At 72.2% G+C, this 26061-nt stretch carries 22 protein-coding genes, 1 tRNA gene and 1 pseudogene; 12 read left to right on the plus strand and 12 right to left on the minus strand.

Features of this window, described 5'->3' with window-relative positions:
* Positions 1-126: 126 nt before the first annotated feature.
* A protein-coding gene (locus tag ACIQOE_RS28125; protein ID WP_401414737.1) for an IS5 family transposase occupies positions 127-977 on the minus strand; the annotation gives its coding sequence in 2 pieces (ribosomal slippage) (positions 127-612 and positions 615-977; 849 coding nt in all).
* Positions 978-1323: 346 nt separating this feature from the next.
* Positions 1324-1895 (minus strand): annotated as a pseudogene (locus ACIQOE_RS28130) (Uma2 family endonuclease).
* 321 nt (positions 1896-2216) lie between these two features.
* On the opposite strand from ACIQOE_RS28130, the gene ACIQOE_RS28135 reads away from it, so the two are divergent.
* Entirely contained in the window at positions 2217-2603 is a 387-nt protein-coding gene (locus ACIQOE_RS28135) for a type II toxin-antitoxin system RelE/ParE family toxin (RefSeq protein ID WP_401414452.1), read from the plus strand.
* Positions 2600-2938, plus strand: a complete 339-nt coding sequence (locus ACIQOE_RS28140; protein ID WP_365564909.1) for an XRE family transcriptional regulator — start codon at positions 2600-2602, stop codon at positions 2936-2938. Before ACIQOE_RS28135 ends, ACIQOE_RS28140 begins: the two co-directional genes overlap by 4 nt.
* Before the next feature lie 266 nt (positions 2939-3204).
* Here the strand turns inward: ACIQOE_RS28140 and ACIQOE_RS28145 are convergent.
* The 3 genes from ACIQOE_RS28145 to ACIQOE_RS28155 all read right to left on the minus strand — a co-directional run bounded on the left by ACIQOE_RS28145 (position 3205) and on the right by ACIQOE_RS28155 (position 6456).
* Positions 3205-3277 (minus strand) — tRNA-Arg (locus ACIQOE_RS28145).
* A gap of 88 nt (positions 3278-3365) precedes the next feature.
* Entirely contained in the window at positions 3366-5027 is a 1662-nt protein-coding gene (locus ACIQOE_RS28150; RefSeq protein WP_401414454.1) for an IclR family transcriptional regulator C-terminal domain-containing protein, read from the minus strand.
* A 202-nt stretch (positions 5028-5229) separates the two neighbouring features.
* Complete coding sequence (locus tag ACIQOE_RS28155) at positions 5230-6456, minus strand: M6 family metalloprotease domain-containing protein (RefSeq protein WP_401414456.1); 1227 nt, start codon at positions 6454-6456, stop codon at positions 5230-5232.
* Positions 6457-6899: 443 nt separating this feature from the next.
* On the opposite strand from ACIQOE_RS28155, the gene ACIQOE_RS28160 reads away from it, so the two are divergent.
* Positions 6900-7550: a TetR/AcrR family transcriptional regulator gene (locus ACIQOE_RS28160; protein WP_351321145.1), complete on the plus strand. Its 651-nt coding sequence runs from the start codon at positions 6900-6902 to the stop codon at positions 7548-7550.
* A 252-nt stretch (positions 7551-7802) separates the two neighbouring features.
* Entirely contained in the window at positions 7803-9341 is a 1539-nt protein-coding gene (locus tag ACIQOE_RS28165; RefSeq protein ID WP_351321143.1) for an MFS transporter, read from the plus strand.
* Positions 9342-9401: 60 nt separating this feature from the next.
* On the opposite strand, the gene ACIQOE_RS28170 is transcribed toward ACIQOE_RS28165, so the two are convergent.
* Positions 9402-9917: a MarR family winged helix-turn-helix transcriptional regulator gene (locus tag ACIQOE_RS28170; protein ID WP_401414459.1), complete on the minus strand. Its 516-nt coding sequence runs from the start codon at positions 9915-9917 to the stop codon at positions 9402-9404.
* A 126-nt stretch (positions 9918-10043) separates the two neighbouring features.
* On the opposite strand from ACIQOE_RS28170, the gene ACIQOE_RS28175 reads away from it, so the two are divergent.
* Positions 10044-10856: a class III extradiol ring-cleavage dioxygenase gene (locus ACIQOE_RS28175; RefSeq protein ID WP_365564896.1), complete on the plus strand. Its 813-nt coding sequence runs from the start codon at positions 10044-10046 to the stop codon at positions 10854-10856.
* 49 nt (positions 10857-10905) lie between these two features.
* Here ACIQOE_RS28175 and ACIQOE_RS28180 read toward each other — a convergent pair whose 3' ends face one another.
* Positions 10906-11424 (minus strand): N-acetyltransferase family protein, encoded by a 519-nt coding sequence (locus ACIQOE_RS28180; protein ID WP_362649763.1) that lies wholly within the window; start codon positions 11422-11424, stop codon positions 10906-10908.
* A 238-nt stretch (positions 11425-11662) separates the two neighbouring features.
* Between ACIQOE_RS28180 and ACIQOE_RS28185 the strand changes: the two genes are divergently transcribed.
* Both ACIQOE_RS28185 and ACIQOE_RS28190 read left to right on the plus strand, forming a co-directional pair.
* A complete protein-coding gene (locus ACIQOE_RS28185; RefSeq protein ID WP_351321137.1) occupies positions 11663-12664 on the plus strand; it encodes a sigma-70 family RNA polymerase sigma factor in 1002 nt (333 codons plus the stop codon).
* A 722-nt stretch (positions 12665-13386) separates the two neighbouring features.
* A complete protein-coding gene (locus ACIQOE_RS28190; RefSeq protein WP_390634475.1) occupies positions 13387-13971 on the plus strand; it encodes a TetR/AcrR family transcriptional regulator in 585 nt (194 codons plus the stop codon).
* Positions 13972-14006: 35 nt separating this feature from the next.
* On the opposite strand, the gene ACIQOE_RS28195 is transcribed toward ACIQOE_RS28190, so the two are convergent.
* Positions 14007-14975 (minus strand): YafY family protein, encoded by a 969-nt coding sequence (locus ACIQOE_RS28195; RefSeq protein ID WP_365576572.1) that lies wholly within the window; start codon positions 14973-14975, stop codon positions 14007-14009.
* 62 nt (positions 14976-15037) lie between these two features.
* On the opposite strand from ACIQOE_RS28195, the gene ACIQOE_RS28200 reads away from it, so the two are divergent.
* From ACIQOE_RS28200 to ACIQOE_RS28220, 5 genes are all read left to right on the plus strand, one after another.
* Positions 15038-16639, plus strand: coding sequence for an MFS transporter (locus tag ACIQOE_RS28200; protein WP_399012634.1), 1602 nt, complete (start codon positions 15038-15040; stop codon positions 16637-16639).
* Between the two features lie 294 nt (positions 16640-16933).
* Positions 16934-17695 (plus strand): DeoR/GlpR family DNA-binding transcription regulator, encoded by a 762-nt coding sequence (locus ACIQOE_RS28205; RefSeq protein WP_365564890.1) that lies wholly within the window; start codon positions 16934-16936, stop codon positions 17693-17695.
* Positions 17696-17742: 47 nt separating this feature from the next.
* On the plus strand, positions 17743-18690 hold the full coding sequence (gene pfkB / locus ACIQOE_RS28210) for a 1-phosphofructokinase (protein ID WP_362181960.1): 948 nt from the start codon (positions 17743-17745) through the stop codon (positions 18688-18690).
* Positions 18691-18958: 268 nt separating this feature from the next.
* Positions 18959-21064 carry a fructose-specific PTS transporter subunit EIIC gene (locus tag ACIQOE_RS28215; protein WP_401414462.1) on the plus strand — a complete coding sequence of 702 codons (2106 nt, stop codon included), beginning with the start codon at positions 18959-18961 and terminating at the stop codon, positions 21062-21064.
* A gap of 107 nt (positions 21065-21171) precedes the next feature.
* Positions 21172-21423, plus strand: coding sequence for a hypothetical protein (locus tag ACIQOE_RS28220; RefSeq protein ID WP_401414464.1), 252 nt, complete (start codon positions 21172-21174; stop codon positions 21421-21423).
* A gap of 24 nt (positions 21424-21447) precedes the next feature.
* Here the strand turns inward: ACIQOE_RS28220 and ACIQOE_RS28225 are convergent, their stop codons facing one another.
* From ACIQOE_RS28225 to ACIQOE_RS28240, 4 genes are all read right to left on the minus strand, one after another.
* Complete coding sequence (locus tag ACIQOE_RS28225) at positions 21448-22194, minus strand: DUF6227 family protein (RefSeq protein WP_351321124.1); 747 nt, start codon at positions 22192-22194, stop codon at positions 21448-21450.
* Between the two features lie 157 nt (positions 22195-22351).
* Positions 22352-23575, minus strand: coding sequence for an Ig-like domain-containing protein (locus ACIQOE_RS28230; RefSeq protein ID WP_401414467.1), 1224 nt, complete (start codon positions 23573-23575; stop codon positions 22352-22354).
* A 166-nt stretch (positions 23576-23741) separates the two neighbouring features.
* Positions 23742-24767 carry a P1 family peptidase gene (locus ACIQOE_RS28235; protein WP_401414469.1) on the minus strand — a complete coding sequence of 342 codons (1026 nt, stop codon included), beginning with the start codon at positions 24765-24767 and terminating at the stop codon, positions 23742-23744.
* A gap of 39 nt (positions 24768-24806) precedes the next feature.
* Positions 24807-26045 carry a low temperature requirement protein A gene (locus ACIQOE_RS28240; RefSeq protein WP_365564881.1) on the minus strand — a complete coding sequence of 413 codons (1239 nt, stop codon included), beginning with the start codon at positions 26043-26045 and terminating at the stop codon, positions 24807-24809.
* Between the last annotated feature and the right edge of the window lie 16 nt (positions 26046-26061).

A 26061-nucleotide genomic window follows, 5' to 3' on the forward strand; every position in this document is an offset into this window, starting at 1 on the left:
CGTGAGAGTCCCGGAGACTCTGTCTGTCCACGAGGCCAGCCAGACAGGCGAAAGCGATCGGTCACTCATGAGGCCGGATCATGGCACGAGCCACGGACATCCATAGGGTGCCCAGCGGTTCCAGCGTCAGCGCAGTGCCCTGAGTTGCCGATCGGTGATGAGACAGCAGGCGAGTCTGAGGAAGGCTTCGTGGATGTCGGCTCGCCGTTCCCAGCGGATGCGCAGGCGTCGGAAGCCGTGCAGCCAGGCAAAACTCCTCTCCACGACCCAGCGGTAGGTGCCCAGTCCGGTGCCGTGCCGGGTGCCGCGGCGGGCGATCGCGGGCACGATGCCGCGGGCGCGGACCTGGTCGCGGTAGATGTCGTGGTCGTAGCCGCGGTCGGCGAACAGCGAGTCCGGCTTGCGGCGAGGATGACCAACCCGGCCGCGGACCGGCGGGATCGCGTCGAGCAGGGGCATGAGCTGGGTGACGTCGTTGCGGTTGCCGCCGGTCAGCAGGACCGCGAGCGGGGTGCCGTGTCCGTCGGTGATCAAGTGATGCTTGGGGCCGGCCCGCCCCCGGTCGACCGGCGACGGGCCCGTGTGCTGCCCCCTTTTAGCGCCCTGACGTGCGAGGAGTCGACCACGCAGCGGGACCAGTCCAGACGCGCGGCCGCGTTCAGTTCGGCCAGCAGTACCTCGTGCAACCGCTGCCAGACGCCGGCCTCGTTCCAGTCCCGCAGCCTGCGCCAGCACGTCATGCCCGATCCGAAGCCGAGGTCCTTGGGCAGGTACTCCCACTGGATCCCGGTGTGCAGTACGTACAAGATCCCGCACAGCACCGCCCCGTCCGGCAACGGCTTGCGACCTGGATACCGGAACCTGCGCTCACGCTGCGGCAGCAGCGGCTCCAGACGGTCCCACAGTTCATCCGACACGATCCACGGCGACGTCCCCACACCGGACCGAACGCTCAACTCCCGTCCCGGACACGGCAGCCAGGACTGATCCACCTCATTGTGTTAGCCGCTGTTAAAGGTTAGGCGCAGGCTGGGAGTTCGGTGCCTTGGCGGTGGGCCGACGGAAGGAAGATGACTGGCCAGATCGTCCAGATGATGCGTGTGCTGGCCTGGGTGACTGACATCGTGTAGAGCCCTGAGCGCAGCAGGGCTCGTCGAGTCTCTGCGTGGCCGTCGTGGAGCGAGTCCCAGACTTCGTCTGAGGTGCCGTCCGACCGGTCGGCGCAACCTCTACGCGAGCAACTTGATCCGGCTCATGACGCCTTGATCTTGGCGGTCCGCTCACGCATCGCCCGCACGTCCCTGATTGCCAAGCGGCGCATGGTCAGACCTGGCCGAGGTCGATCTCCACCGGGAAGGGGGCCGTTCCTTGAGGGCGCCGGTGAAGACGTCTCCGTCCCGGTAGGTCTTCGTCGTGGGGGCGGGAATGTAGGTGTGCACGAGAGGAACGTCCGTCGCGGCCGGCTCGATCCGCCAGTAGAAGCCGATGCCTGCCTTGGCGTACTCGTCGACCTTCACGATCCGGTCGGTGGTCTCCGATCCCGGTGACACCACTTCCGCGACCAACAGCCCGCGCTCAGGGCGGGTAGGGGCGATGGCGATCGTGTCTGCGCGGTACACGACGATGTCGGGGCGGCGATTGGTGAGCGGGACGTCCTGAAGACGGACGTCGAAGTCTGTGTCGGCGTTCCACTCTGGGCCCGCGGCGGCGTCCAGGGCGTTCGCCGGAATCCGAGCGAGCCGGTTGTGCCGCTTGGGCGTGATCGGACGTACGACGGCCATCCCGTCCTCGATCTCGATACCGGCGCACTGCTCCTCGGATCAGGAGTCGTACTCCTCAGCCGTGATCTGCTCATGCACCCAGCCGGGATCACCCTCCCGGCCGTTGAGAAGCACCGTCCGGACACTGTGCTGCGGGCTTGATCCCGCCGGATCGAACGTATTGTCCGCGTCCGGCCGTCATAGCTCACCGCGTGATCGTAGGCACCCGCACACGGCGAGGGTGAGGCCGCTTGCCCACGCTGACTTCGTCGACTGCGTCAGCTCGGGAAGCTGTGATCATCCGGGGGTGGCTCGATCTCTGGCCCAGGCGAAAGACCGTGGCGCGACTTCGTCGGGAGCGGTCGCTTCCATCGTGGTTTCCTGCTCGATCCGGTGGGCTCGCGGTGCGCTCCGGGCTCCTCGGATCACCGCGGCCATGTTAACGCTTGCATTAACATGGCGGTCGTGGCTCAATGGGAAGTGGTCCTTGTCGGGGAGGTCGCGGCGTGGTTCGAAGCGCTGGCCGACGAGGACTGGGACAGCGCTGAACAGGTAGAAGACGCTATCGACATGCTGGCGGCCACGGGGCCGACGCTCGGCCGTCCACTGGTCGACCGGATCAAGGGTGCTGAGAATCATCACCTGAAGGAGCTGCGGCCGGGATCGTCCGGGAGCAGCGAGATCCGCATCCTCTTCGCCTTCGATCCGGTGCGCAGGGCGGTACTGCTGGTGGCCGGTGACAAGGCCGGGAACTGGCAGAGCTGGTACGACATCAACATTCCGCTCGCTGAGGAGCGGTACCGGACGCATCTGGCCGATCTTGAAACCAGGGAGTACGAATGAGTGCCGTGAGTTGGGAGGAGACCAAGCGCAAGGCGCGCGAGCGGCGTGCGGCCGCTGGGCTGCCGGTGCGGTCGGCTCAGGAGAAGCAGGCGGCAATGGACCGGCTGACCGCTGAAGTGCGTGCTCACAAGCTCGCGGAGGTCAGGCGTGAACAGGCGCTGACTCAGCGCCAAGTGGCCGCGTCTATGGGGGTCTCGGCACCTCGGGTCTCCGCGATCGAACACGGTGACCTGGATCGCGCGGAGGTCGCGACCCTCCGGGCCTACGTGGAAGCGCTCGGTGGTCGGCTGCGTGTGGTCGCGGACTTCGGGGACGCCGAGTACACCGTCGCCTGAGACGCTTGCCGCCGGCGGCCGTGGGGTTGGGTCCGGCGGCGGCCGACGCTCTCGCTGAACAGGCAGGCTTGGGTCTGTGACCTGGGCCTTTACTGGTGACCAAGGTGTGGGAGCTCTGTGCGGCGTTGTCCGCCGCCCGTGACGCTGCCTGACGAAAAGTACGAAGCGTACGTCCGGCTCCACCCTGTGCCAGAAGCGGATGCCAAAGGCCCCGGGCCATCATCGGTCCGGGGCCTTTCCATTGCATCGCGCCTGTTCAGGCACTGTGCCCCCGGCAGGATTCGAACCTGCGACACCCGCTTTAGGAGAGCGGTGCTCTATCCCCTGAGCTACGAAGGCGGGGCGGGCGGTCCCGTGTGGTGGTGCCCGACCAAGGACAGGGTAGCGGATGCGCGTCCGTGGGGGGTTGGCCGTTCGGGGCGTCGGGTCAGGTGAGGGGGATGCGGGTGAAGCGGGAGGCCGTGCGCAGGTCGGTCTGGAGGTGGTCCGCGGCGGCGCGCAGGTGGGGGAGGACGTCGGTGACGCAGTCCGCCAGGGTGCGGCGGGCCGCGTGCGTGGCGACGTTCAGGGCGGCGACCGGGCGTCCCGTCCGGTCCCGTACCGGCACGGCGATCGAGCGCAGGCCCGATTCCAGTTCCTCGTCGGCGAGGGCGTAGCCGGGAGGGTCGTCGGGGGTGAGGAGGGCCCGGCCGAGGGACGTGCGGGCCGCCGGGAGGCGGGTGCCGACGGTGATGTCCACGGTCAGGACACGGCTCGCGGTCGCCGTCGCGATGTACTGGATCTCCGCCGGGTCCGTCCCGGGCACCCGTACCGCGAGGGCCGCCGGCTCGTGCAGCCGGTCCGTGAGGGCGCGCAGGTGCGGGGCGGCCAGGCGGGCGAGGGTGGTGCGGGACAGCGGCGGATAGCCGAGGGACAGCACCCGGGGCGTGAGGGAGAAGGTGCGGTCCCGCGCGGTCACCAGGCCCAGGTGTTCGTACGTGATCAGGGCCCGTCGCGCGGTGGCCCTGGCCAGCCCCGTCGCCGTCGCCACGTCCGTCAGGGTGAGGGCCGCGCGGCCCTCACCGAACGCCGTGAGGACCGTCAGACCGCGGGCCAGGGACTCCACGAAGTCGCGGCCCAGTTCGTGCTTGGACGCCGTGGTCCAGGCCGCGAGACCGGCGGGCGGCGGGCCGGGCGGGGGCGGCGGGGCCTCGCGGAGTTCCGTCTCCATCGCGGTCACCGCCGTACGCAGCCGGGGCAGCAGGGTGGCGCGCAGGTCCGCCGCCGTGTGCCGGCTGGTGTGGCTGACGACGCTGGCCACGCAGGCGACCCTGCCGGTGGCGGGGTCGCGCACCGGGACGGAGACCGCGACCAGGCCGGGTTCGATCAGCTGGTCGTCCAGGGCCCAGCCGTCCCCGCGCGCCCGGTCCGCCCGTGCCTCGAAGTCGTCGGCGGTGGTGGCGCGGGGCGGTACGGCCGGGAAACCCGCGTCGGCCGGGTCCGCCGCGCGCCGGGCCCGCCACGCCGCCCACTCCGGCTCGGTCCACTCCGCGGCGAACAGCGGGCCGGGGGCGGTGCGTTCGGCCGGCAGCAGGTCGCCGATGCGGAAGCTGACGGACATCGCGCGGCGGCGGGTCGCCTGGTGGATGAAGCGGATGCCGTCCCGGTCGCGGACGGCGAGGGAGACGGACTCGTCCAGCTCGTCGGCGAGGGCGTCGGCGTGCGCGTCGAGGAGGGCGGGGAGGCGCAGGGCGGCCAGGTAGGCGTTGCCGAGTTCCATCACGCGCGGGGTGAGCGCCGTGTCCCGGCCGTCCTGGCGGACGTATCCCGCGCGGGCGAGGGTCGCGCTGATCCGGTCGACGGTGGAACGGGCGAGCCCCGTCTGCCGTTCCAGCGCGCTCGCGCTCAGCGTGCCGCCCGCCTCGGTCAGCGCGGTCAGCACGGCCACACCGCGGAGGAGGGGCGCGACCGCCTCGGCCGGGACCGGGTCGGAGCCGGGGAAGGGGACGGGGACGGGGACGGGGCCGTGCGGATCGCGCGGGTCGCGGGCGCCCGGAGGCTGCTCGCGTGGTGCGTGCGGTGGCGCTGCGGGTGACGCTGGGGTGGTCATCGGTTCTCCGGTACGGCGGCGGCTTCCGCGGACTCCGGTACGGCGGCCGGGCCACCCCCACCGTAGAACCCCGGCCGGGCCACGCCCACCGCAGACGTCACAACCCCGGCCGGGCCACGCCCACCGCGGACGTCGGAAGGCCATGCCCGCGCCGTGACCCGTCAGGGACCTGCCGGTCCCGTACCCCCCGCCCCCGCCCCCGTCACCCCCGTGTCACCTGCACCCGGTAGTCCCCCTCCGCGTTCACCTCCGCCACCCGTATCCCGATCCCGTGCTTGGGGTCCTTGAAGGTCTCGCCGGGGCCGAACGGGGCGTCGGAGAGTTCCGCCTGGACGTTGGGGCTGCGGGTGCAGCCGCCCGAGTCGCGGTGGGCGTCGTACACCTTGATCGGTCCGCGGCCGGTGTCGACGTTCGCGTCGACCTTGTAGATGAGGACGCCCGGGCGGCAGACCTCCAGGTCGTTGCCGCCCTTGGTGCGGACCTCCAGGGCGTAGCCGGTGCGGCCGTCGACGGGGACGAAGATCAGTTTGCGGCCGCCGGGCCGGGCGAGCGGGGTGAGCGTGTAGTCGGTGGTGCCGTGTGCGGACGCGCAGCCGACCTGGTCGGCGTCGAGCCAGCCGAGCTTCCACTTGTGCCAGGCGAGCATGTCGTTGTCGGCGCCCCAGTCCTCGCTCATGATGTCCCAGTGCCCGACCGCGCCGCCGCCCTCCTGGGTGTAGAGGTCGGGCAGGCCGAAGACGTGGCCGTTCTCGTGCGGCAGGACCCGGTAGCCGGTCTGCTGGTAGGAGCCGGAGCCGTCGTCCTGGCGGGAGTAGACGAAGGAGGCGTTGGCGACCGGGACGCCGTCGGCGACCGGGGCGTCGGAGTTGCCGGCGAAGGTCACCGACAGCACGGTGTCCAGGGCGGAGGGGCCCGCGTTCGGGGTGATCAGGACGTTCAGGAGGTCGTACGACCGGAAGTCCACCTCCGGGTCGGCGGCGGCCACGATGTCCTGGACGAGCTGCCGGTAGCCGGGGTCGAAGGGCGCGCCGCGTTCTATGCCGTAGTCGGCGAACGGCTTGGGCATCCGCAGCCAGTGGTCCACGGGCGCCGCGGGCCGGTAGTCGAGCTTGCCGTAGGAGGCGGTGCGGAACCACTCCTGGGTCTGCGGGAAGAACTCGTGGTAGCGGTCGAGCGCGCTGCCCTGGCCGGGCGCGTCGGAGAAGTCGACCATCAGGGTCAGGGCGTGCACGGTGCCGGTGGAGCGGGAGTAGCCGCCCGGGGTGGGTATGCCCTCGGTCATCTGGATCTCCCGGCCGCCGCTGATCAGGCAGGGGCCGTAGACCGAGGAGCGGGCCAGCGCGATCGGGCCGGCGCCGGCCGGGGTGGGCGCCGCCGTGAGGTGTCCGGAGCCCGCCGAGGTGCCGACCGCGAGGATCAGCACGGTCACGGCGGCGAGGGAGGCCGCACGGCGGTGGCGTATCGCGCGGGCCGAGGGCGTGCGCGGGGCGTGTGAGCTGCGCGGGGAACGGCGTGCGCGGGGGGAGCGCGGGGGGTGCGGGGCGCGCGGGGTGTCACCGTGCGCGGGTATCGGGCGGCGGCTGGGCTGCGGCTGCATGCATGGACCTTTCGCGCCACGGCAGCCGCCGGTTTCGGACTGCACCCTTTCGATCACCCTGTGTCCGCGGGGCGGCGGGCGCGCGCTGGAGAGGCCGATCGTGGGACGTCCCGGATCAGGGGGTGTGATGCAGGTCACATGAGATGAGGGGGAAGGGGGGAAATAACCGGGGACCGGCTCCCCGTTTAGACCTGTGTCCGCGCGAAACGGGGAGCCGATCCCCGGATCGTGGAAGTACCGAGTCCCACCCAGACCGACCAGACCAGGAGTGCGCCGTGCAGACCGCGACCGCCACCCCCACCGTGCGCAAGGCGCCCAGGCCCCGCGCCGACGCCCTGCGCAACCGGGAGCGGATCGTCATCGCCGCCCGCGAGATGTTCACCGAGTACGGCCCCGACGTGCCGCTCGACGAGATCGCCCGCCGGGCCGGCGTCGGCAACGCCACGGTGTACCGCAACTTCCCCGACCGTGACGCGCTCGTCCGCGAGGTCGTCTGCTCCGTGATGGACCGGACGTCGGAGGCGGCCGAGCTCGCGCTCGCGGAGACCGGGGACGCCTATGAGGCGCTGGAGAGGTTCGTGCACGCCTCCGCCGACGAGCGGGTCAGCGCGCTGTGCCCGATGGTCTCCAGCACCTTCGACAAGAACCATCCGGACCTGGAGTCGGCACGCCGGCGGTGCGAGCAGCTCATCGGGCGGCTCATGGACCGCGCCAAGGCGGCCGGGCAGCTCCGGCCGGACGTGGGGGTCGGCGACGTGATGATCGCCGTGGCTCAGCTCAGCCGGCCTCCGTTCGGCACCGACTGCCTGGTCGGTGACCGTTTCGTCCACCGTCATCTGCAGCTGTTCCTGGACGGACTGCGGGCCCCGGCCCGTACCGCCCTGCCGGGTACGGCCGTGACCATGGAGGACCTCCGCCAGGCCTGAACGACCGAGAGCGACCGCACCGTCCCACGGGGGGGCGAACAGTTTCGGGCCGAGCGCCGGTCCTTCATCAGGCGCGCCCCTCGTTCCGCACCGACCACCGTCTGCGCTTCACCGATCCCTTTTTCCGTCACGAACGCCTTCCGCCACGAACGCCTCCCGCATGAACGCATGAACGTGCGCGAACGCCGGACGTCCGTGACGGAGCACTGACTTTCCGTCACACATTCACGAAGTCACGAAGTGGGTACCCCCATGTCTGAAACAGCCGCCAAGGCTCCTGGCGCACCGGCGCAGTCCGGCGACGCCAACCGCTGGAAAGCGCTGGTCTTCATCGCGCTCGCCCAGCTGATGGTCGTCCTCGACGCCACCATCGTGAACATCGCCCTGCCCTCCGCCCAGACCGACCTGGGCATCTCCGACGGCAACCGGCAGTGGGTCGTCACGGCCTACGCCCTCGCCTTCGGCGGTCTGCTCCTGTTCGGCGGCCGGATCGCCGACCTGTGGGGCCGCAAGCGGGCCTTCGTCATAGGCCTGATCGGCTTCGCCGCCGCCTCCGCCCTCGGCGGCGCGGCGACCAGCGGCGCGATGATGTTCGGCGCGCGTGCCCTCCAGGGCGTCTTCGGCGCCATGCTCGCCCCGGCCGCGCTCTCCCTGCTCGCCGTGATGTTCACGGACGCCAAGGAGCGCGCCAAGGCGTTCGGCATCTACGGCGCGATCGCCGGTGGCGGCGGCGCCGTCGGCTTCATCCTCGGCGGTGTGCTCACCGAGTACCTGGACTGGCGCTGGACGTTCTTCGTGAACATCCCGTTCGCCGCCGTCGCCGCGCTCGGCGCGTACTTCGTCATCCGCGAGCCGGAGGGCGGCCGCAACCGCAACCCGCTCGACATCCCGGGCGTGCTGCTGTCCACCCTCGGCCTGGTCTCCCTGGTGTACGGCTTCACCCGCGCCGAGTCCGAGGGCTGGAGCGACGTCAGCACCGTCGGCCTGTTCGTCGCCTCCGCGGTGCTGCTGATCGCGTTCGTGGTCACCGAGATGCGCGTCAAGGCGCCGCTGCTGCCGCTCCGCGTGGTCACCGACCGCAACCGCGGCGGCATCTACCTCTCCCTCGGCATCGCGATCATCGCGATGTTCGGCACCTTCCTCTTCCTGACCTACTACCTCCAGGTCATCCAGGGCTTCTCGCCGATCAAGACCGGCTTCGCCTTCCTGCCGATGATCGCGGGCATGATGATCGGCTCCACCCAGATCGGCGCCCGTCTGATGACCCGGGTCCCGGCCCGCGCGCTGATGGGTCCCGGCTTCCTGGTCGCCTCCGTCGGCATGCTGCTGATGACCCGCCTGGAGATCGGCTCGTCGTACGCCTCGACGGTCCTGCCGGCGATGCTGCTGCTCGGTCTCGGCATGGGTACGGCGTTCATGCCGGCCATGTCCCTGGCCACGCTCGGCGTCGAGCCCCGCGACGCCGGTGTCGCCTCCGCGATGGTCAACACCTCGCAGCAGGTGGGCGGCGCGATCGGCACCGCGCTGCTGAACACCATCGCCGCGTCGGCGACGACGGCGTACATCAAGGACCACATCGCGACCGCGACCTCCAGGTCGCAGCAGCAGCTGGTCCAGATGGAGGGCGCGGTGCACGGCTACACCAACGCCATCTGGTTCGCCGTCGGCATGCTGGTGCTGGCCGCGGTGATCGTGGTGACCTTCGTCAACGCCGGTGCGCCGAGCGCCACTCCGGTGGCCTCGGGCGAGGGCGCGGAGGACGAGCTGCCGGTTCCGGTGGTCGCCCACTGAGCCGCTGAGCGGCCCGCACCGGCCGACCGGGTACCCGCACGCGGGCCTGTCCCGGGCTCCTCAGCGGAGCCAGGGCAGGTCCGCGCCCGCTTCGTCGGGCTGCAGGCCCTCGGCGACGATCTCCATGATCTCGCCGAGGGCCTGCTGCTGTTCGGGGGTGAGCCGCTCGAACAGCGCCTGCCGTACGGCGGCCACGTGGCCCGGCGCGGTGCGCCGCAGCACCTCGGTCCCCTCGTCGGTCAGGACGGCGAACTGGCCCCGCTTGTCGTCGGGACAGTCCTCCCGGCGCACCCAGCCGTTCTTCTCCAGGCGTGCGACGGCGTGCGAGAGCCGGGACCTGGTGATCTTCGCCCCCATGGCCAGTTCGGTCATCCGCAGCCGCCGTCCCGGCGCCTCGGCGAGCCCGACCAGCAGGCCGTAGTAGATGTGCGGCATCCCGGCGTCCCGCTGGAGCTGGCGGTCCAGGTGGTCCTCCAGCAGGGTCGTGGCGTGCAGGTACGCGCGCCAGACGCGCTGTTCTTCGTCGCTGAGCCAGCGGTCTGCGGCGGCGGTTGCGGACGTGGATGCCGTATTCATGCGGCCCACTCTACGAGCCCTCTCCTTGAAAGTTAAACAAGTGGAGCGTATCCTGTTCCACGAAAAGCTTGAGAGTTAAAGCATGGGGGCCGCGGAAGGCTCCCGTCCGTGGAGGGAGCCGTCGTCATGACCGCCGTCGCACAGGAACGGTCCGCCGCTTCCCGGGAGCGCATGCCCGCCCTCTACCTGAGCCACGGCGCGCCGCCGCTCGCCGACGACCCGGTCTGGCCCGGCGAACTGGCCGCCTGGAGCGCCGGCCTGCCCCGCCCCAAGGCGATCCTGATGGTCTCCGCGCACTGGGAGGAGGCCCCGCTCGCCCTCGGCGCCGTGCGGACCGTGCCCCTCGTCTACGACTTCTGGGGCTTCCCCGAGCACTACTACCAGGTGCAGTACGCCGCCCCCGGCGCGCCGGAGCTCGCCGAGTCCGTGCGCAAGCTGCTGCGCGCCCCCGGCACCCCCGTGCAGGACATCCCCGACCGCGGACTCGACCACGGTGCCTACGTGCCCCTGGTGGAGATGTTCCCGGCCGCGGACATCCCCGTCCTCCAGATCTCCATGCCCACCCTCGACCCGGTCCGCCTGATGGAGATCGGCCGCCGGCTCGCCCCGCTGCGCGACGAGGGCGTGCTGATCGTCGGCTCCGGCTTCTTCACCCACAACCTGGCCGCCCTGCGCCACACCGGGGGCGGGGTGCCGTCCTGGTCCTCGGAGTTCGACGACTGGGGGCACCGGGCGCTGGAGAACCGCGACTGGGACGCGCTGCTGGCCTTCCTCGACAAGGCGCCGGCGGGCCGGTACGCCCACCCGCGCACCGAGCACTTCGCCCCGCTCTTCGTCACCATGGGCGCGGCGGAGGCGGGCGGCGAACTGGACGCGCAGAAGTCGGTGATCGACGGGTTCTGGATGGGGATGGCCAAGCGGTCCGTCCAGTTCGGCTGAGTCCGGCCCCCGGCCGCGACGTGGTGCGGTGGCCTGGGCGGGCCGTCCGCTAGAGCGGGCGCTCGTACCAGGCCACGTCCCAGTAGCGGCCGAACTTGCGGCCCACCTCGCGGTGGGTGCCGACGTGCCGGAAACCGAGGCGCGCGTGCAGCCGGGCGGACGCCTCGTTCGGCTGGGCGACGCCCGCGTAGGCGCGGTGCAGGTCCTCGCCCGCGAGCGCCGCGAAGAGGGCCTCGTACAGGAGCGTCCCGACTCCGCGTCCGACGGCGTCCGGGGCGACGTAGACCGTGGTCTCCACCGAGGTCCGGTAGGCGGGCTTCGCGCGGTAGGGGCTGGATGTGGCGTACCCGAGAATCCGCTGTGAGTCCGCCGGCGTGGCAACCATCAGGCGGTACGGGCCGTCTTCCGGGTGGGAGAGCAACCACGCACGACGCTCTTCCGGCGTGAAGACCACCGTGTCGAATGTGATGGACGTCTCACGTACGTAGTGGTTGTAGAGGTTCGTGAGGGCGTCGAGGTCCGCCTCGACTCCCGGTCTGACCTGCACCTCTGTACGTTCCGGCGACATCATGCCCCCTCGGTCGGTCGCACAGGGTACTGCATGATCAGAAAAATGGGGGGACGGCATGGGAATTCTGTCCGGATTCCAGTCGTTGTTTCCTTCGGATGCCGGGCACCCGATCAGCACACCGGGGGTTCCGGAAGGGGCCGCACGGGGCAGCAGGCCGAGTGCCGAGCATCCACCGGAAGACCGAGAAAACCGGATAGGACCACCCCGCCCGCCCACCATCGCAAGGGAGCACCGCATGGCAACCCGTGCCGTCGCCCGTCGTCAGTCCGCCACCGGCGAGACGGCCGACTCGGCAAGCAGTGTTCGCCGCGTCCATGGCGGCGAGATCGCCGACCGCGATCTGGTCGGCATGTATCTCGACGAGATCGCGCGCACACCGCTCCTCGACGCCGCCAAGGAAGTCGAGCTGTCCCAGACCATTGAGGCGGGTGTGTTCGCGCGGCAGGTCCTCGACGGCGAGGAGGAGTCCGGGTCGGACGCCACCCGCGAGGAGCTGGAGGCGCTCTTCGCCGCCGGCGAGCGGGCGAAGGACGTCTTCATCCGCTCCAACCTCCGCCTGGTCGTGGCCGTCGCCCGACGGTACCCGAGGAGCGGCCTGCCCCTCCTCGACCTGATCCAGGAGGGCAACGCGGGCCTGGTGCGCGCCGTCGAGAAGTTCGACTACCGCAAGGGCTTCAAGTTCTCGACGTACGCCACCTGGTGGATCCGTCAGGCGATCACCCGGTCCATAGCCGACCAGTCCCGGACCATCCGGCTCCCCGTCCACCTGGTGGAGGAGCTGGGCCGGATCCGGCGTGTCCAGCGGGAGTTCAACCGGGAGCACGGACGTGACCCGGAGCCCGCCGAGATCGCGGCGGAGCTGGGCTCCAACGCCGAGCGCGTCATCGACGTCCTGGACTGGGCCCGCGACCCGGTGTCCCTGAACATGTCGGTGGACGACGAGGGCGAGACCCAGTTCGGCGACCTCCTGGAGGACACGTCGGCGGTCAGCCCCGAGCAGTCCGTCATGACCCTGCTGCGCAGCGAGGAACTGGACGACCTGATCGGCCGCCTGGACCAGCGCACGGCCTCCATCATCAAGATGCGGTACGGCATCGAGGACGGCCGCGAGCGCACCCTGACCGAGGTCGGCAAGGAGCACGGGCTGACCCGTGAGCGCATCCGCCAGATCGAGAAGCACGCGCTGCTGGAGCTGAAGAAGCTGGCGCGCAGCACGGGCTTCGAACCGGCGGCGTAAGGGAGTTGGGGGCGGGGCCCGAGCGGTGGGGGCTCCCGCGTCGGCGGGGGCTCCGAGGGGCGCGCGTGGTTCCGCTCACGCGGAGCGCGTGCGCCGGGTGGCGAAAGACGGCGCATACATGGCGCGGTACCGCCGCTTCAGGGCCTCGCGTGTAGGGAACAACCATTCCGGGCCGGGGAATCGAGGCTCCGGCCGGGCGAGGGTGGTCCGCTCCGGCGGGCACGTGCCTGGCCGGCACCGGGTGACGACCCGTCCGGCCTCCGACGACGACGATCCCCAGTGAGCCATGTCCCGACGCGCCACCCCCCCGGCGCCGGGACATCCGCAGAGCCGGGCTCCGGCGCCCAACCCCCCCCGGGTGCCGGAGCCCGGTTCCTTTTGTGCGCGCTTCCGCTTGTGCGCGCCTGCGCCGCCCGACGGTTCCGCGGTGCCGGTCGGTCGTGCCCCGCCGTTCCGCGGATGCCGTCCCGGTCCTGTCCGCCGTCTCGCCGCGCGAGGTGCCGTGGGCGCGCGCGGTCCGCGTTTGCCGGTGCGGTGGCTTCCCCGGCATGCTGGAGCGGTGGCTCACCCCGTACCTGAACCACGGGGTGAACCACCGGATGGCAGATTCTGCCACAGCGGCATAGCCTGCCGAGGTGAGCACCCCCAGCACCACCGGCAACACCCCTCGGCAGGACCCTCCCGGCACGTCCCTGACGGAACGGCGCAAGGCGGAGACCCGGATGGAGATCGCCCGCGCGGCCGCGGGCCTCTTCGTGCGGCAGGGCCTGCGGGCCACCCGCGCCGAGGACATCGCACACGCCGCCGGCATCGCCCCCCGCACGTTCTACCGCTACTTCGCCACGAAGGAGGAAGCGGTCGCCCCGCTCTACGCGGCCGGCGCGCAACGGTGGGCGGAGGCCGTACGGGCGGCCCCCGCGGCCCTCTCGGTCCCCGAGGCCCTCGAACACGCCGTCCGGCACACCCTGACGCCCGGCGAGGGCGTCTCGGCGGCGTCCTGGGAGTGGGTGCGCACCCTCATCCACCTCGCGGACACCAGCCCCGCCCTGCGCAAGGTGTGGGCCGAGGTCTGCCAGTCCTCGGAGGACGTCCTGGCGGGGATCCTGGCGGAGCGGATCGGCCCCGACAACGTTGCCCCCGCCCCGCACCTCCGGTTCGCCGCGGCGGTGGCCGGCGCGGCGGTGCGGGTGGCGGTGGAGTCCTGGGCCGCGGGCACCGCGTCCGCGTCACAGGCGGAAGGACCGGCGGCGCTCGCGCTGCGCAACCTCGCGGATCTGCGCGGCTTCGCCTGGGGGGAACGGGCGTAGAAGCGGTCGCCCGGAGGCGGACGCGGACCGCCCGTTCACGCCCCTTCGCCGGCCCGCGTCAGCCGTCCCCCCAACTCCCGCACGCATGCGGCGAGTTCCGCGGGCTCCCGGATCGCGAACTCGCCGCCCGTCATCACCAGCCGCACCGCGAGCCACTCCATCGGGTCCCCGGTGGTCCCCCGCACCACGCACCACCCGCCCCCCTCGTCCACCGGCGTCCCCACCCACGCCGGCACCCGCGCCGCGACCTCCGGCACCGTCCCGGCGAACGCGACCGCGAACTCGTAGGTCTCCTGGCGCCGTTGGATCGACCGGCGCAGGAACTCCGCCGCACTCCCGGTCGGCAGCTCCCGCGGAGCGAACCGCGCCCCGGTCGCGAACGGCTCGCTCACCCGGTCGACCCGGAACGTGCGCCAGTCGTCGCGGTCGAGGTCGTAGGCCACCAGGTACCACCGCTGTCCCGTCGACACCAGGCGGTACGGCTCGGCCTGCCGGCGCGTCTCGCTGCCGTCCGCCGCCCGGTAGGCGAACCGCAGCCGTTCCTGCCCCGCCACCGCCGACGCCATCACGGTCAGCGTCTCGGGCGCGATACTCGCCCCGTCCCCGCTGACCAGCGGTGTGGTCGCGGCCTGCAGCGTGGCCACCCGGTGCCGCAGCCGGGCCGGCAGCACCTGCTCCAGCTTGGCCAGCGCCCGCACCGAGGCCTCGTCCACGCCCTGAAGCGCGTGTCCCGCGCCGGCGCGCAGCCCGACCGCGATGGCCACCGCCTCCTCGTCGTCCAGGAGCAGCGGCGGCATCGCCTTCCCGGCGACCAGCCGGTACCCGCCGTCGGCCCCCTTGCTGGCCTCCACCGGATACCCCAGCTCCCGCAGCCGGTCGATGTCGCGCCGCACGGTGCGCCGGGAGACCCGGAGCCGGTCGGCCAGCTCGCCGCCGGGCCACTCGCGGGGCGTCTGGAGCAGGGACAGCAGCTGGAGCAGTCGAGCCGGAGTGTCCGTCGTCATGCGTCCGAGGATGCCGTAGAACTAGGACGCGATCTGTCCTAATGGGCTCCTAGATTGAGGTCATGACTTCCACCGACGTCGACGACGGCACCCTGAAGGGGCGCGGGGAACTGCGCGACCGGCCACAGCGGACCGGCACGGACCGCACCGCACCTGCCACGCCCGGGACGGCGGACGCGCCCGGCGCACCGCACCGCTGGCTGGCCCTGGCCATCGTGATGACCGCCGCCTTCATGGACCTCGTCGACGTGACGATCGTCAACATCGCCATCCCGTCCATCCAGCGGACCGCGCACGCCTCCTTCAGCCAGATCCAGTGGATAACGGCCGGCTACGCCCTCGCCTTCGCGGCCGGGCTGATCACCGGCGGCCGCCTCGGCGACATTCACGGCCGTAAACGGATCTTCCTCGTCGGAATCGCGGGCTTCACCCTCGCGTCCGCGCTGTGCGGGTTCGCCGCCAACCCGGAGATGCTGGTCGCCGCCCGCATCCTGCAGGGCGGGATGGCCGCGCTGATGGTCCCGCAGGTCCTGTCGATCGTGCACGCCACCTTCCCGGCACACGAGCGCGGCAAGGTCTTCGGCCTGTTCGGCGCGATCGTGGGCCTGGGCGCGGTCTCCGGCCCGCTGCTCGGCGCCCTGCTGACGGAGTGGAACGTCCTCGGTCTCGAATGGCGTCCGATCTTCCTCATCAACCTCCCGGTCGGCATCGGCGCCCTCCTCCTCGGCCGCCGTTACATCAGCGAATCCAAGGCCCCGCACGCCCTGAAGCTCGACCTCGTCGGCGTCGCCCTGGTCACCCTCGGACTGCTGATGCTGCTCTACCCGCTGACCCGCGGCCGCGAGCTGGGCTGGCCGCTGTGGGGGTACGCGTCGATGGCCGGGGCGCTGGTCGTCTTCGGCGTGCTGGTGGCGTACGAGCGGCGCAAGGCCGCCCGGGACGGTTCCCCGCTCATCGAACCGTCCCTGTTCAAGGTGAAGAGCTTCGCCGCGGGCATCGCCGTGCAGACCGTCTTCGGTGTCGCGCTCGGCATCTTCTTCCTGGTCTGGACCCTCTACATGCAGGTCGGCCTCGGCTGGACGCCGCTGCACGCGGGGCTGACCGGGGTGCCGTTCTCGATCGCCGTCTCCGTCGCGGCCGGACTGTCCGTGCAGAAGCTGGTGCCGCGCTTCGGCCGCAAGGTGCTCCAGGCGGGCGCGCTGGTGATGGGGCTCGGCGTCCTGCTCTACGTCTGGGAGTCCCGCCACTACGGCCTCGCCCTCGCCTCCTGGCAGATGGCGCTGCCGCTGGTCGTGATGGGCCTGGGCATGGGCCTGATCGTCGCGCCGCTGACCGACGCGGTGCTGTCGGAGGTACCGCGCGAGCACGCCGGTTCCGCGTCCGGCCTGATCAACACCGTGCAGCAGATGGGCAACGCGCTCGGCCTCGGCCTGGTCTCGGTGGTCTTCTTCGGTGTCGTCGACGACCGCCTGACCTCGGAGCGGGTCGGGCCGGCCTTCGCGCACGCCTTCCAGCACGCGCTCCTCTGGGTGGCGGCGATCATGGCCGTGATGTTCCTGCTGATGTCCGCGCTGCCGAAGCGCCCGGCGCAGCACCTGGAGGGCGGCGACGCACCGGCGCCGCTGCCGGCGCAGGCGGAGGGCGAGCCGGCGCTCGTTCCCTGAGCCGCTCCTCCTCCGACCCCGCGTTCGGTGTCCGGGCCCGCCGCTGGGCGCGCCCGGAGAGGGTCCGGCACCTTCCGGTGCCGGGCCCTTTCGCATGGGCGCCCGCGCTGGGCGGGGGAGAGGCGGGGTGGGGCGTGGTGACCCAGCGAAAGCCCGGCCGTGTCCGGTTGAAGCCCGAACCTGTTTACTTTCCGGAAATCCGGGCGTAGCCTCCCAGCGAAACCACACGTTCGGGCATGAGTCGGAAGCGGTCGGACGCGAGCCGGGACGTACAGTCGAGTGGAGGCGCAGGGCATGTACGCACCGGAGCGACAGCAGGAGATCCTCCGGCTCGCCCGTGACGGCGGGCGGGTGGACGTCGTGTCGCTCGCCGAGGAGTTCCAGGTCACCGCGGAGACGATCCGCCGCGACCTGAAGGCCCTGGACCGCGCGGGCCTGCTCCGCCGGGTGCACGGCGGCGCGATCCCGGCCGGCCGCCTCGACTTCGAACCCGACCTCGCCGAACGCGAGTCCACCTCCGCCGACGAGAAGGACCGCATCGCGAAGGCCGCCGTCCCGGAACTGCCGGCCGAGGGCACCCTGATCCTGGACGCCGGTTCCACGGTCGCCCGGCTGGCCGCCGCCATCCCGCTGGAGGCGTCCCTCACCGTCGTCACGCACAGCCTGCCGATCGCGGCCCGGCTCGCCGACCACCCGGGCATCCAGCTCCACCTGGTCGGAGGGCGGGTACGGAACCGTACGCGCGCCGCCGTGGACGCCTGGGCGCTGCGCGCGTACGGCGAGATCCGCGCGGACGTCGTGTTCGTCGCCGCCAACGGCTTCTCCGCCGACCAGGGCCTGACCACCCCGGACCTCGCCGAGGCCGCCGTCAAGCGGGCGGCCGTCGCCGCGGCCCGCCGGGTGGTCCTGCTCGCCGACTCCGCCAAGCACGGCCAGGAACACTTCGCCCGCTTCGGCGACATGGGCGACGTGGACCTGCTGATCACCGACAGCGGGCTGAGCCCCGAGGACGCCGCCGCCATCGAGCGCGGGGGCACGGAAGTGGTACGAGCATGAGCACCGCGGACAGCGCGAACGCGACGGACGGCACCGGCGGTACGGCCATGATCCTCACCGTCACCCCCAACCCCTCCCTGGACCGCACCTACGAGATTCCCGCGCTGGAACGCGGCGAGGTCATCCGGGCCGGCGGCGAACGCATGGACCCCGGCGGCAAGGGCGTGAACGTATCCCGCGCCGTCGCGGCCGCCGGCCGTCGCACGGTCGCCGTGCTGCCGCTGGGCGGTGCGCCCGGTGCGCTCGTCGCCGAACTGCTCGACGCGCAGGGCATCGAGGTCGCGCCGGTCCCGGTCGCCGGAGCCACCCGCTCGAACATCGCCCTCGCCGAGTCCGACGGAGTGCTCACCAAGATCAACGCGCCGGGTCCGCTCCTCTCGCGCGCCGAACAGGAACTGCTCCTGGAGACGGTGCGCGGACAGTCCCGCGACGCCGACTGGATCGCCTGCTGCGGCAGCCTGCCCCGCGGGCTCGCCCCGTCCTGGTACGCCGACGTGGTCGCCCGGGCGCACGCCGGAGGCGCGCGCATCGCACTGGACACCTCGGGGCGTGCGCTCCTGGAAGCGCTGCGCGAGCGCCCGGACGTGGTCAAGCCGAACGCCGAGGAACTCGCGGAGGCCGTCGGACGCCCCCTGGCGACCGTCGGCGACGCGCTCAAGGCGGCCGAGGAACTGCGTGCCATGGGCGCACGCGCCGTCCTCGCGAGCCTGGGCGCCGACGGCCAGCTCCTCGTGGAGGACGCCGGTGCCTGGTTCGCGAGCGCCCGGGTGGAGACCGTCCGCAGCAACGTCGGCGCCGGTGACTCCTCCCTCGCCGGATTCCTCGTCGCCGGCGGCAGCGGCCCCCAGGCGCTCGCCTCCGCCGTCGCGCACGGGGCCGCAGCCGTCCAGCTGCCCGGCAGCGTGATGCCCACCCCCGCCGACCTGGACCCCACCGCGGTGACCGTCACCGACCTCGTCCCCGTCGACCGCGAACTGACGGAGCCGGTGTCATGAACGCCCGTACGACCCCGCACGCGGCCGCGCTCCTCCCCGGCGCCGTCCGCCGTCCACCGGCCCGGGAACGGCGGGGCGCCTCCTCGTCACCCGCCGCGCCGACGGGCCGACGGGGCACCCTGAGCCGGCCCGGCGTCCCCAGGAGGCGGGGCTTCCCCGGTCCCGCCTCCCTTTCCTCCGCTCCCTCCCCTTCCGCCCCCCACGGCACCCCCGTCCCCGAAACCGCCCACTCCGCACCCCGGGCGATACGCGCGCATAGGAGCCCGCGATGAGCGACATGATCACCGCGGACCTGGTCGATCTCGACCTGTCCGCCGACACCAAAGAGGCGGCGGCGCGTGCCCTCGCCGAGCGCATGGCGGCCCTGGGCCGGGTGACCGACCTGGAGGGCTTCCTCGCCGACGTGGCCGCCCGCGAGGCCCAGATGCCGACCGGCCTCGACGGCGGCATCGGCATCCCGCACTGCCGCAGCGCCCACGTCACCGAGCCGACGCTCGCCTTCGGGCGCAGCGCCGCGGGCATCGACTTCGGTGCGGCGGACGGCCCGGCCGACCTGGTCTTCCTGATCGCGGCCCCAGCCGGTGCCGACGACGCCCACCTCACGATCCTCTCCGCACTGGCCCGCCAGCTGATGAACGGCGCGTTCACGGACGCGCTGCGGTCGGCGGACGACGCGGCGACGGCCGCCGCGCTGATCCGCGGCGACGAGACCCCCGCCGAGGCCGCGGCCGCCGACGGCACGGGCGCCACCGCGGCCCCGGAAGCCGCCCCGAGCACCGCTGCGACGCCGGCGGCGGCCTCCGCCGGCGCCGCGGCGGCCCCCACGGCACGGGCCGCCGCCCCGGGCGCCGACGCGGACCCGGCCGCCGGGCGCCCGTTCCGGATCGTCGCCGTCACCTCCTGCCCCACCGGTATCGCCCACACCTACATGGCGGCCGAGTCCCTGGAGAACGCGGGCCGCGAGGCGGGCGTCGAACTCGTCGTCGAGACCCAGGGCTCGGCCGGGTTCACCCGGCTCGATCCCGCGGTCGTCGCGGCGGCGGACGGCGTGATCTTCGCGCACGACGTGCCGGTGCGGGACAAGGACCGCTTCGCCGGGAAGCCGACCGTCGACGTCGGCGTGAAGGCCGGCATCAACCGCCCCGCCGAGCTGATCGGCGAGGTCCGCGCACGGGCCGCCCGCGGCGAGGTGACCTCCGGCGCCGCGCCGTCCACGCCGGTCGAACGCGCCGGGGACGCGAGCGAGGGCTACGGCACCAAGCTGCGCAAGTGGCTGATGTCCGGCGTGAGCTACATGGTCCCGTTCGTCGCGGCCGGCGGTCTGCTGATCGCCCTCGGCTTCGCGATCGGCGGCTACGAGATCAAGTCCGCGCCCTCGGTCATGACCCATTTCGCGTGGACCCAGAGCGACAGCTGGGCCGCCCTGCTCTTCCAGATCGGCGGCGTGGCCTTCGGCTTCCTGGTACCGGTGCTGGCCGGCTACATCGCCTACGGCATGGCGGACCGGCCCGGTCTGGTGCCCGGATTCGTCGGCGGCATGATCGCGTCCACCATCAACGCGGGCTTCCTCGGCGGCCTGGTCGCCGGTCTGATCGCCGGTGGTGTGGTGCTGGCGATCCAGAAGGTGAAGATCCCGGCAGCCGTCCGCGGCATCATGCCCGTGGTGGTGATCCCGCTGATCTCCTCCGCGATCGTCGGGTTCCTGATGTTCGTCGTCATCGGCAAGCCCATCGCGTCCGCCCAGAAGGGCATGACGGACTGGCTGAACGGCCTGACCGGCTCCAACGCCGTCCTGCTCGGGGCGCTGCTCGGCCTGATGATGTGCTTCGACCTCGGCGGCCCGGTCAACAAGGTCGCGTACACCTTCGCCACCGCCGGTATCGCCGTCTCGAACCCCAGCGACTCCGCGATGAAGATCATGGCCGCGGTCATGGCGGCCGGCATGGTCCCGCCGCTGGCGATGGCCCTGGCCACCACCGTGCGCGGCAGGCTCTTCACCGCGACCGAACGCGAGAACGGCAAGGCGGCCTGGGTCCTCGGCGCCTCCTTCATCTCCGAGGGCGCGATCCCGTTCGCGGCCGCCGACCCGCTGCGCGTCATCCCCTCCTCGATGGTCGGCGGCGCGCTCACCGGCGCCCTGTCGATGGCCTTCGGCGCCACCCTGCGCGCCCCGCACGGCGGCATCTTCGTGGTGCCGCTGATCGGCAACCCGTTCCTCTACCTGATCGCCATCGCCGCCGGCGTCTGCGTCTCCACGGCCCTGGTCGTCGTCCTCAAGAGCCTGCGCAGGCCCGTCCAGGGGATTCCGGCGGACGGCTCCGCGACCGGCCCGGCCGCCGCCACGAAGGAGGCCCAGCAGCCCGTCGCGGCCTGATGGCCACGGCTTCTTGTCCCTTTGGTGCGCTGTGAGTTGTTCGCGGCACCTGCGAGATACGTCACGGTCCGGGCCGAAGTCCCGGACTGTGGTGTGTACTGGGGTGTATGTCCGATCATGTCGCGCCCCTGCAGCTGATCGGGGTGACCGCCCTCGCCCTGGCGACCGTCGTCTGGATGGTCGTGCTGGCCCGCGTGGTGCGCCACACCCGCCGCGGTGCCACCGCCGGGGACCCGGGCCATGTCCTTCCGGGCCGCTCGCGGCGGTTCAGGACCGGTCCGCCGCAGGAAGCCGTCGAACTCACCCCGGCCGAACAGGACGCCTTCGCCGGGCTGGTGCGCCGGCTCGGCGGCCGCTGACGCCCGGTAGCCTGCCGCGCCCGGTCAGGACTGCCGCGCCGCCCGCCGCTCCATGGCCTGACGGGCCGCGCTCTCCGACGGATACACCTCGCACATGTGCCGGCCGTCCGGCGTCGCCGTGTGCTCGACCTCCCACAGGGACAGCTCCCGGCCGTCGCTCAGCAGGAACGCGTGCTCGTAGAGCGAGAAGCTCAGGCCGGTACGGCCCGCCCGCCCCGGCCGCCCGAACGCCTGGGTGATCTGGTGCGCGAACGCCGTCTCCAGCGTGTGCGCCGTCTCCGTGTCCGGCCGGTCCGGGTTCTCCGCCCGGCGCAGGAGCCGGCGCGCGTGGTCCGCCGAGTCGTCCGGCACGTACACGTGCCGGGGTTCGGGGACCGCGGCCAGCGTCATCAGCACCGGCAGTTCGAAGTCCGGGGTGTCCGGCGGAAGCGGCAGCCGCGCCGTCGCGGCCCGCAGCTCCTCCTCGTCGACGTACACCTCGGCCTGCGGGTCGCTGCCCGGCGCGGTGTTGTGCACGAGTTCCCACAGAGTGACCGCCGAGCCGTCCGCGAGCAGCCAGGTGTGCCGGTAGGTCTCCCGGTGCAGCCCCGCGCTGTGGTGCGCGGAGTGCAGCGAACTGTCGTGCGCCAGCGCGCAGTCCAGTTGCCTTATGGCCTCGTCGGGCAGTTCGAAGGAGTTCAGGGCACGGCCGAGGAGCCGCGCGAGATGCTCCTCCGGAGACTCGGGCGACTCGGCTGGTTCGTACGCTGCCGTCTCGTACGGAACGCTCAAGGTTTCTCCCGGCGTTGCTGCATGTCACCTTGTGGGTGCATACCGTAGCCCCTCGGTCGGACATCATGTCCGGGAACCGAGAAAACGTACGCCGGGAAAACACCCGGGCCGCGCGAAAAGTTCCCGCGCGGCCCGCCGATCCGTCAAAACCGGCCGGTCAGGCCGCGCTTCCGGCGGTCCACTCGTTCCACGACAGGTTCCACCCGTTGAGCCCGTTGTCCGGCTGCACGGTCTTGTCGGGGGAGTTCTTCACGATCACGACGTCCCCGATGAGGGAGTTGTCGTAGAACCACTTGGCGCTCGTGTCGCCCTGCGCGCCCTGCGCGTCCGCGAGCCCCACGCAGCCGTGGCTGGTGCCCTCCCGGCCGAACGGCGGGTTGCCCTTGTTGTACCAGTAGTTGCCGTGGATGAACGTCCCCGACTGGGTCAGGCGCATCGCGTGCGGCACGTCCGGGATGTCGTACTCGCCGCCGAGGCCGACCGTCTGGCTGTTCATCCGGGTCTGGGTGAACTTCTCGGAGATCACCATCTGGCCGTTGTACGTCGTGTGCTGCGGGCTGCCCGTGGACACCGGCACCGACTTCAGCGTGGCGCCGTCCCGGACCACCGTCATGGTCTGCGTGTTCACGTCCACCGTGGAGACCTGCGCACGGCCGACGGTGAAGGTCACCGTCTTCTTCTGCACCCCGTAGACGCCGTTGGCGCCCTCGACCCCGTCCAGGTCGATCTTCATCGTGACCTTGGAGCCGGCCTTCCAGTAGTCCTGCGGCCGGAAGTCCAGCCGCTGCCCGCCGAACCAGTGCCCCACCACCTGCTGGCCGCTGCTGGACGTGACCGTGATGTGCGACTGCACGGCCTTCTTGTCCGTGATGGCCTTGTCGAAGGTGAAGGACACCGGCATCCCGACCCCGACCGTCGTCCCGTCGTCGGGCGTGTACGTCCCGATGTAGCTGTTCGACGAGTTGACGGTGGTGAAGATGGAGTTGGCCGCCGCCGTGAGTCCCTTGGCGTCCTTGGCGGTCGCCGATATCTCGTACTTCGTGCCGCGCTCCAGCTGCTCCTTCGGCTTCCAGGTACTGCCGTCCGCCGAGACGGTGCCGTCCACCGCCTGCCCCGACCCCGCCACGGTCATCTTCACGACCGTCAGCCTGCCGCCGCTGACCTGCACGCCGGTCGTGTTGATGGACGCGCCGGTCGAACCGTCCTTCGCCGAGATCGCGATCTTCGCGGCCGACGTCCGCGCCGCGCTGTCCTGCTCGCCCTTGCTGTCATTGCTCTTGGCGTTGGCGTTGCCGCCGCACGCGGTCAGGGCGAGGGCGCCGACCATCAGGGCGGCACAGGCCCCCAGTCCGCGCCGCGCTGCAATGTCCGGCCTTGTCACGGGCTGCTCCAAGTTCTTGTGATGTGCGTGTTCCGCTCCGATGCGTGGAGAGAGAGGGCGCCGGGGCGGGTCCGGGTTCCGCGGAACGGCCGGGAACCCCATCACGTGACAGAACCGGGACAATCGGCGAAGGCGCGCGCGTGTCCGGCACGCCCCCCCGCCGCCGTCATCGCGCCCCGTACAACTCCTGGTAGGACGGCCACGCTCCGCCCGGTCCCGCCACCGACTCGGCGGCCCGTACGGCGCGCACGAGAGCGCGCGTGACCAGGTCCGCGCCGGCCGCGAGGATCTCGTTGAGCGCGAGCGGACCGCCGTCGAGCGGGCGGGCACCCGTCGCCAGCGCGAACACCGTGTCCCCGTCGTGCAGCAGGTGCACCGGCCGCACGGCCCGCGCGATGCCGTCGTGCGCCGTCCCGGCCAGCTTCTGCGCCTGCGCCTTGGAGAGGTCGGCGTCGGTCGCCACCACCGCGAGGGTGGTGTTGAGCGGCGGGGGCCCGCCCGCGGCGGCGGCCTCGGCGAGCCGTCGGCGCGCGGCCTCGTGCACCCGCTCCTCGGGATACCGCACGCGTCCCTCGTACAACTCCCCGTACAGCACGCCCGTGCCGGGATCCAACACCGCGCCCGCCGCGTTGGCCACCACCAGCGCGGCCACCGTGATCCCGGACTCCAGCACCGTGCTCGCGCTGCCCACGCCGCCCTTCAGCGCCCCGGCCGCGGCTCCCGTCCCGGCCCCCACGCAGCCCTCCCGCACCGGCGCCCCGGCCCCGCTCGCCGCGGCCTCCTCGACCGCCGCGCGCCCCATGGCCGCGTCCGGTCGGGCCCGGAAGTCCCCGCCCCGACCGAGGTCGAAGACGCAGGCGGCGGGCACCACCGGCACGACGTGCGCGGGATCGGCCCCCACCCGCACCCCGCGTCCCCGCTCCTCCAGCCAGGCCATCACCCCGGACGCCGCGTCCAGCCCGTAGGCGCTGCCGCCGGTGAGCACGATCGCCTCCACCCGCTGGACCAGGTTGCGCGGGTCGAGCGCGTCCGTCTCCTTGGTGCCCGGGCCGCCGCCGCGTACGTCCACCGCGGCGACCGCGCCGCCCTCGGGCGCGAGGACCACCGTCGTCCCGGTGAGCCAGCCGCCGCCGCTGCGGGACGCGTGTCCCACCCGCACTCCGGCCACGTCCGTCAATGCGTCCACTGTCATGCCCGCCAGTCTGGCCCAGGACGCCCCGCCGCCGGACCGTCAGGAGACGCCCGGGGTCGCCTCCGTGGGGTGTCCCTGGGCGGCCGTGCGCGCCGTCAGGGTCGTCCCGGTCGCCACCGCCAGCGCGCACACCGCACCCGCCGCCGGCACTGCCCAGTCGCCCAGGAAGGTGCAGCAGAGCACCAGCAGCGCCGTCACCGGCAGTACCAGCTGCTGGGCGACGCCGACCTTGAAGTACCGCGAGTGCAGGCCCCACACGGTCAGCAGGTACAGCGCCGTCGGCACGGTCACGGCCGCCGCGGCGGCCACCGCCGAGATGTGCGCCGCGCCCACCGCCTGCTCCACGGCGACCTCCAGGCCCGCGCCGATCGAGGCCGCCGACGCGAAGATCACGTAGTGGCCGTAACCCCACAGGAAGGACTGCCGGTTGGAGCGCAGATGACCGTGGATGGGCACCACGAAGTAGATCCACCACGCGGAGAAGACGATCAGCAGGCCGCCCGCGGCGATCGGCAGCAGTTCGCCCAGCGCGTTGTGCTCGGCCAGGGCCGACTTCACGGCGACGGTCGCCGCCGCGATGGTCTCCCCGAGCACGATGATCGTGAACAGGCCGAAGCGTTCGGCGATGTGGTGCGGATGCCACGAGGTGGTGTGCTCCCGCTCCGCGTACAGCGGCACGCACATCTCCAGGATCACCATCGCCAGGTACAGCCAGCCGCGCGCGTCCTGCGGCAGCAGCACCAGGCCCGCCCAGCCGACCTGGCACAGCAGCACGCCGCCCGCGTACCGGAGCGCCATCCTGCGTTCCGGGCCCTCGGCCGACCGCGCGGCCCGCAGCCACTGCGCGGCCATCGCCACCCGCATGATCACGTACCCGAGCCACACCGCGGTGTAGTCGTGGTCGGCGAAGCCCCGTGAGACACCGGCCGCCAGCACCAGGACACCGGCGATCTGGACGAGGGTGACGATCCGGTAGAGCGCGTCGTCGTTGTCGTACGCCGAGGCGAACCAGCTGAAGTTCATCCACGCCCACCAGATGGCGAAGAACAGCATCGCGTAGTTCAGCACGCCCTGGCCGGCGTGCCCCTCCGCGACCGCGTGCACCAGCTCGCCGCCCGCCTGCGAGATGGCCACCACGAAACACAGGTCGAAGAAGAGCTCCAGCGGCGAGGCCACGCGGTGGGCTTCGTGGCGCCCGCGCGCGGTGAGCGGGCGCAGCGGCCGGAGGTGCGGGGGTGCGCCCTGGGAAGCGGGCGCCGGAGCGGAACTCGACGTCATGCGTCCAGCACAGCAG

Origin of the sequence: Streptomyces sp. NPDC091282 (genome assembly GCF_044757385.1) — a bacterium.
GTDB classification, from domain to species: Bacteria; Actinomycetota; Actinomycetes; order Streptomycetales; family Streptomycetaceae; genus Streptomyces; species Streptomyces gramineus.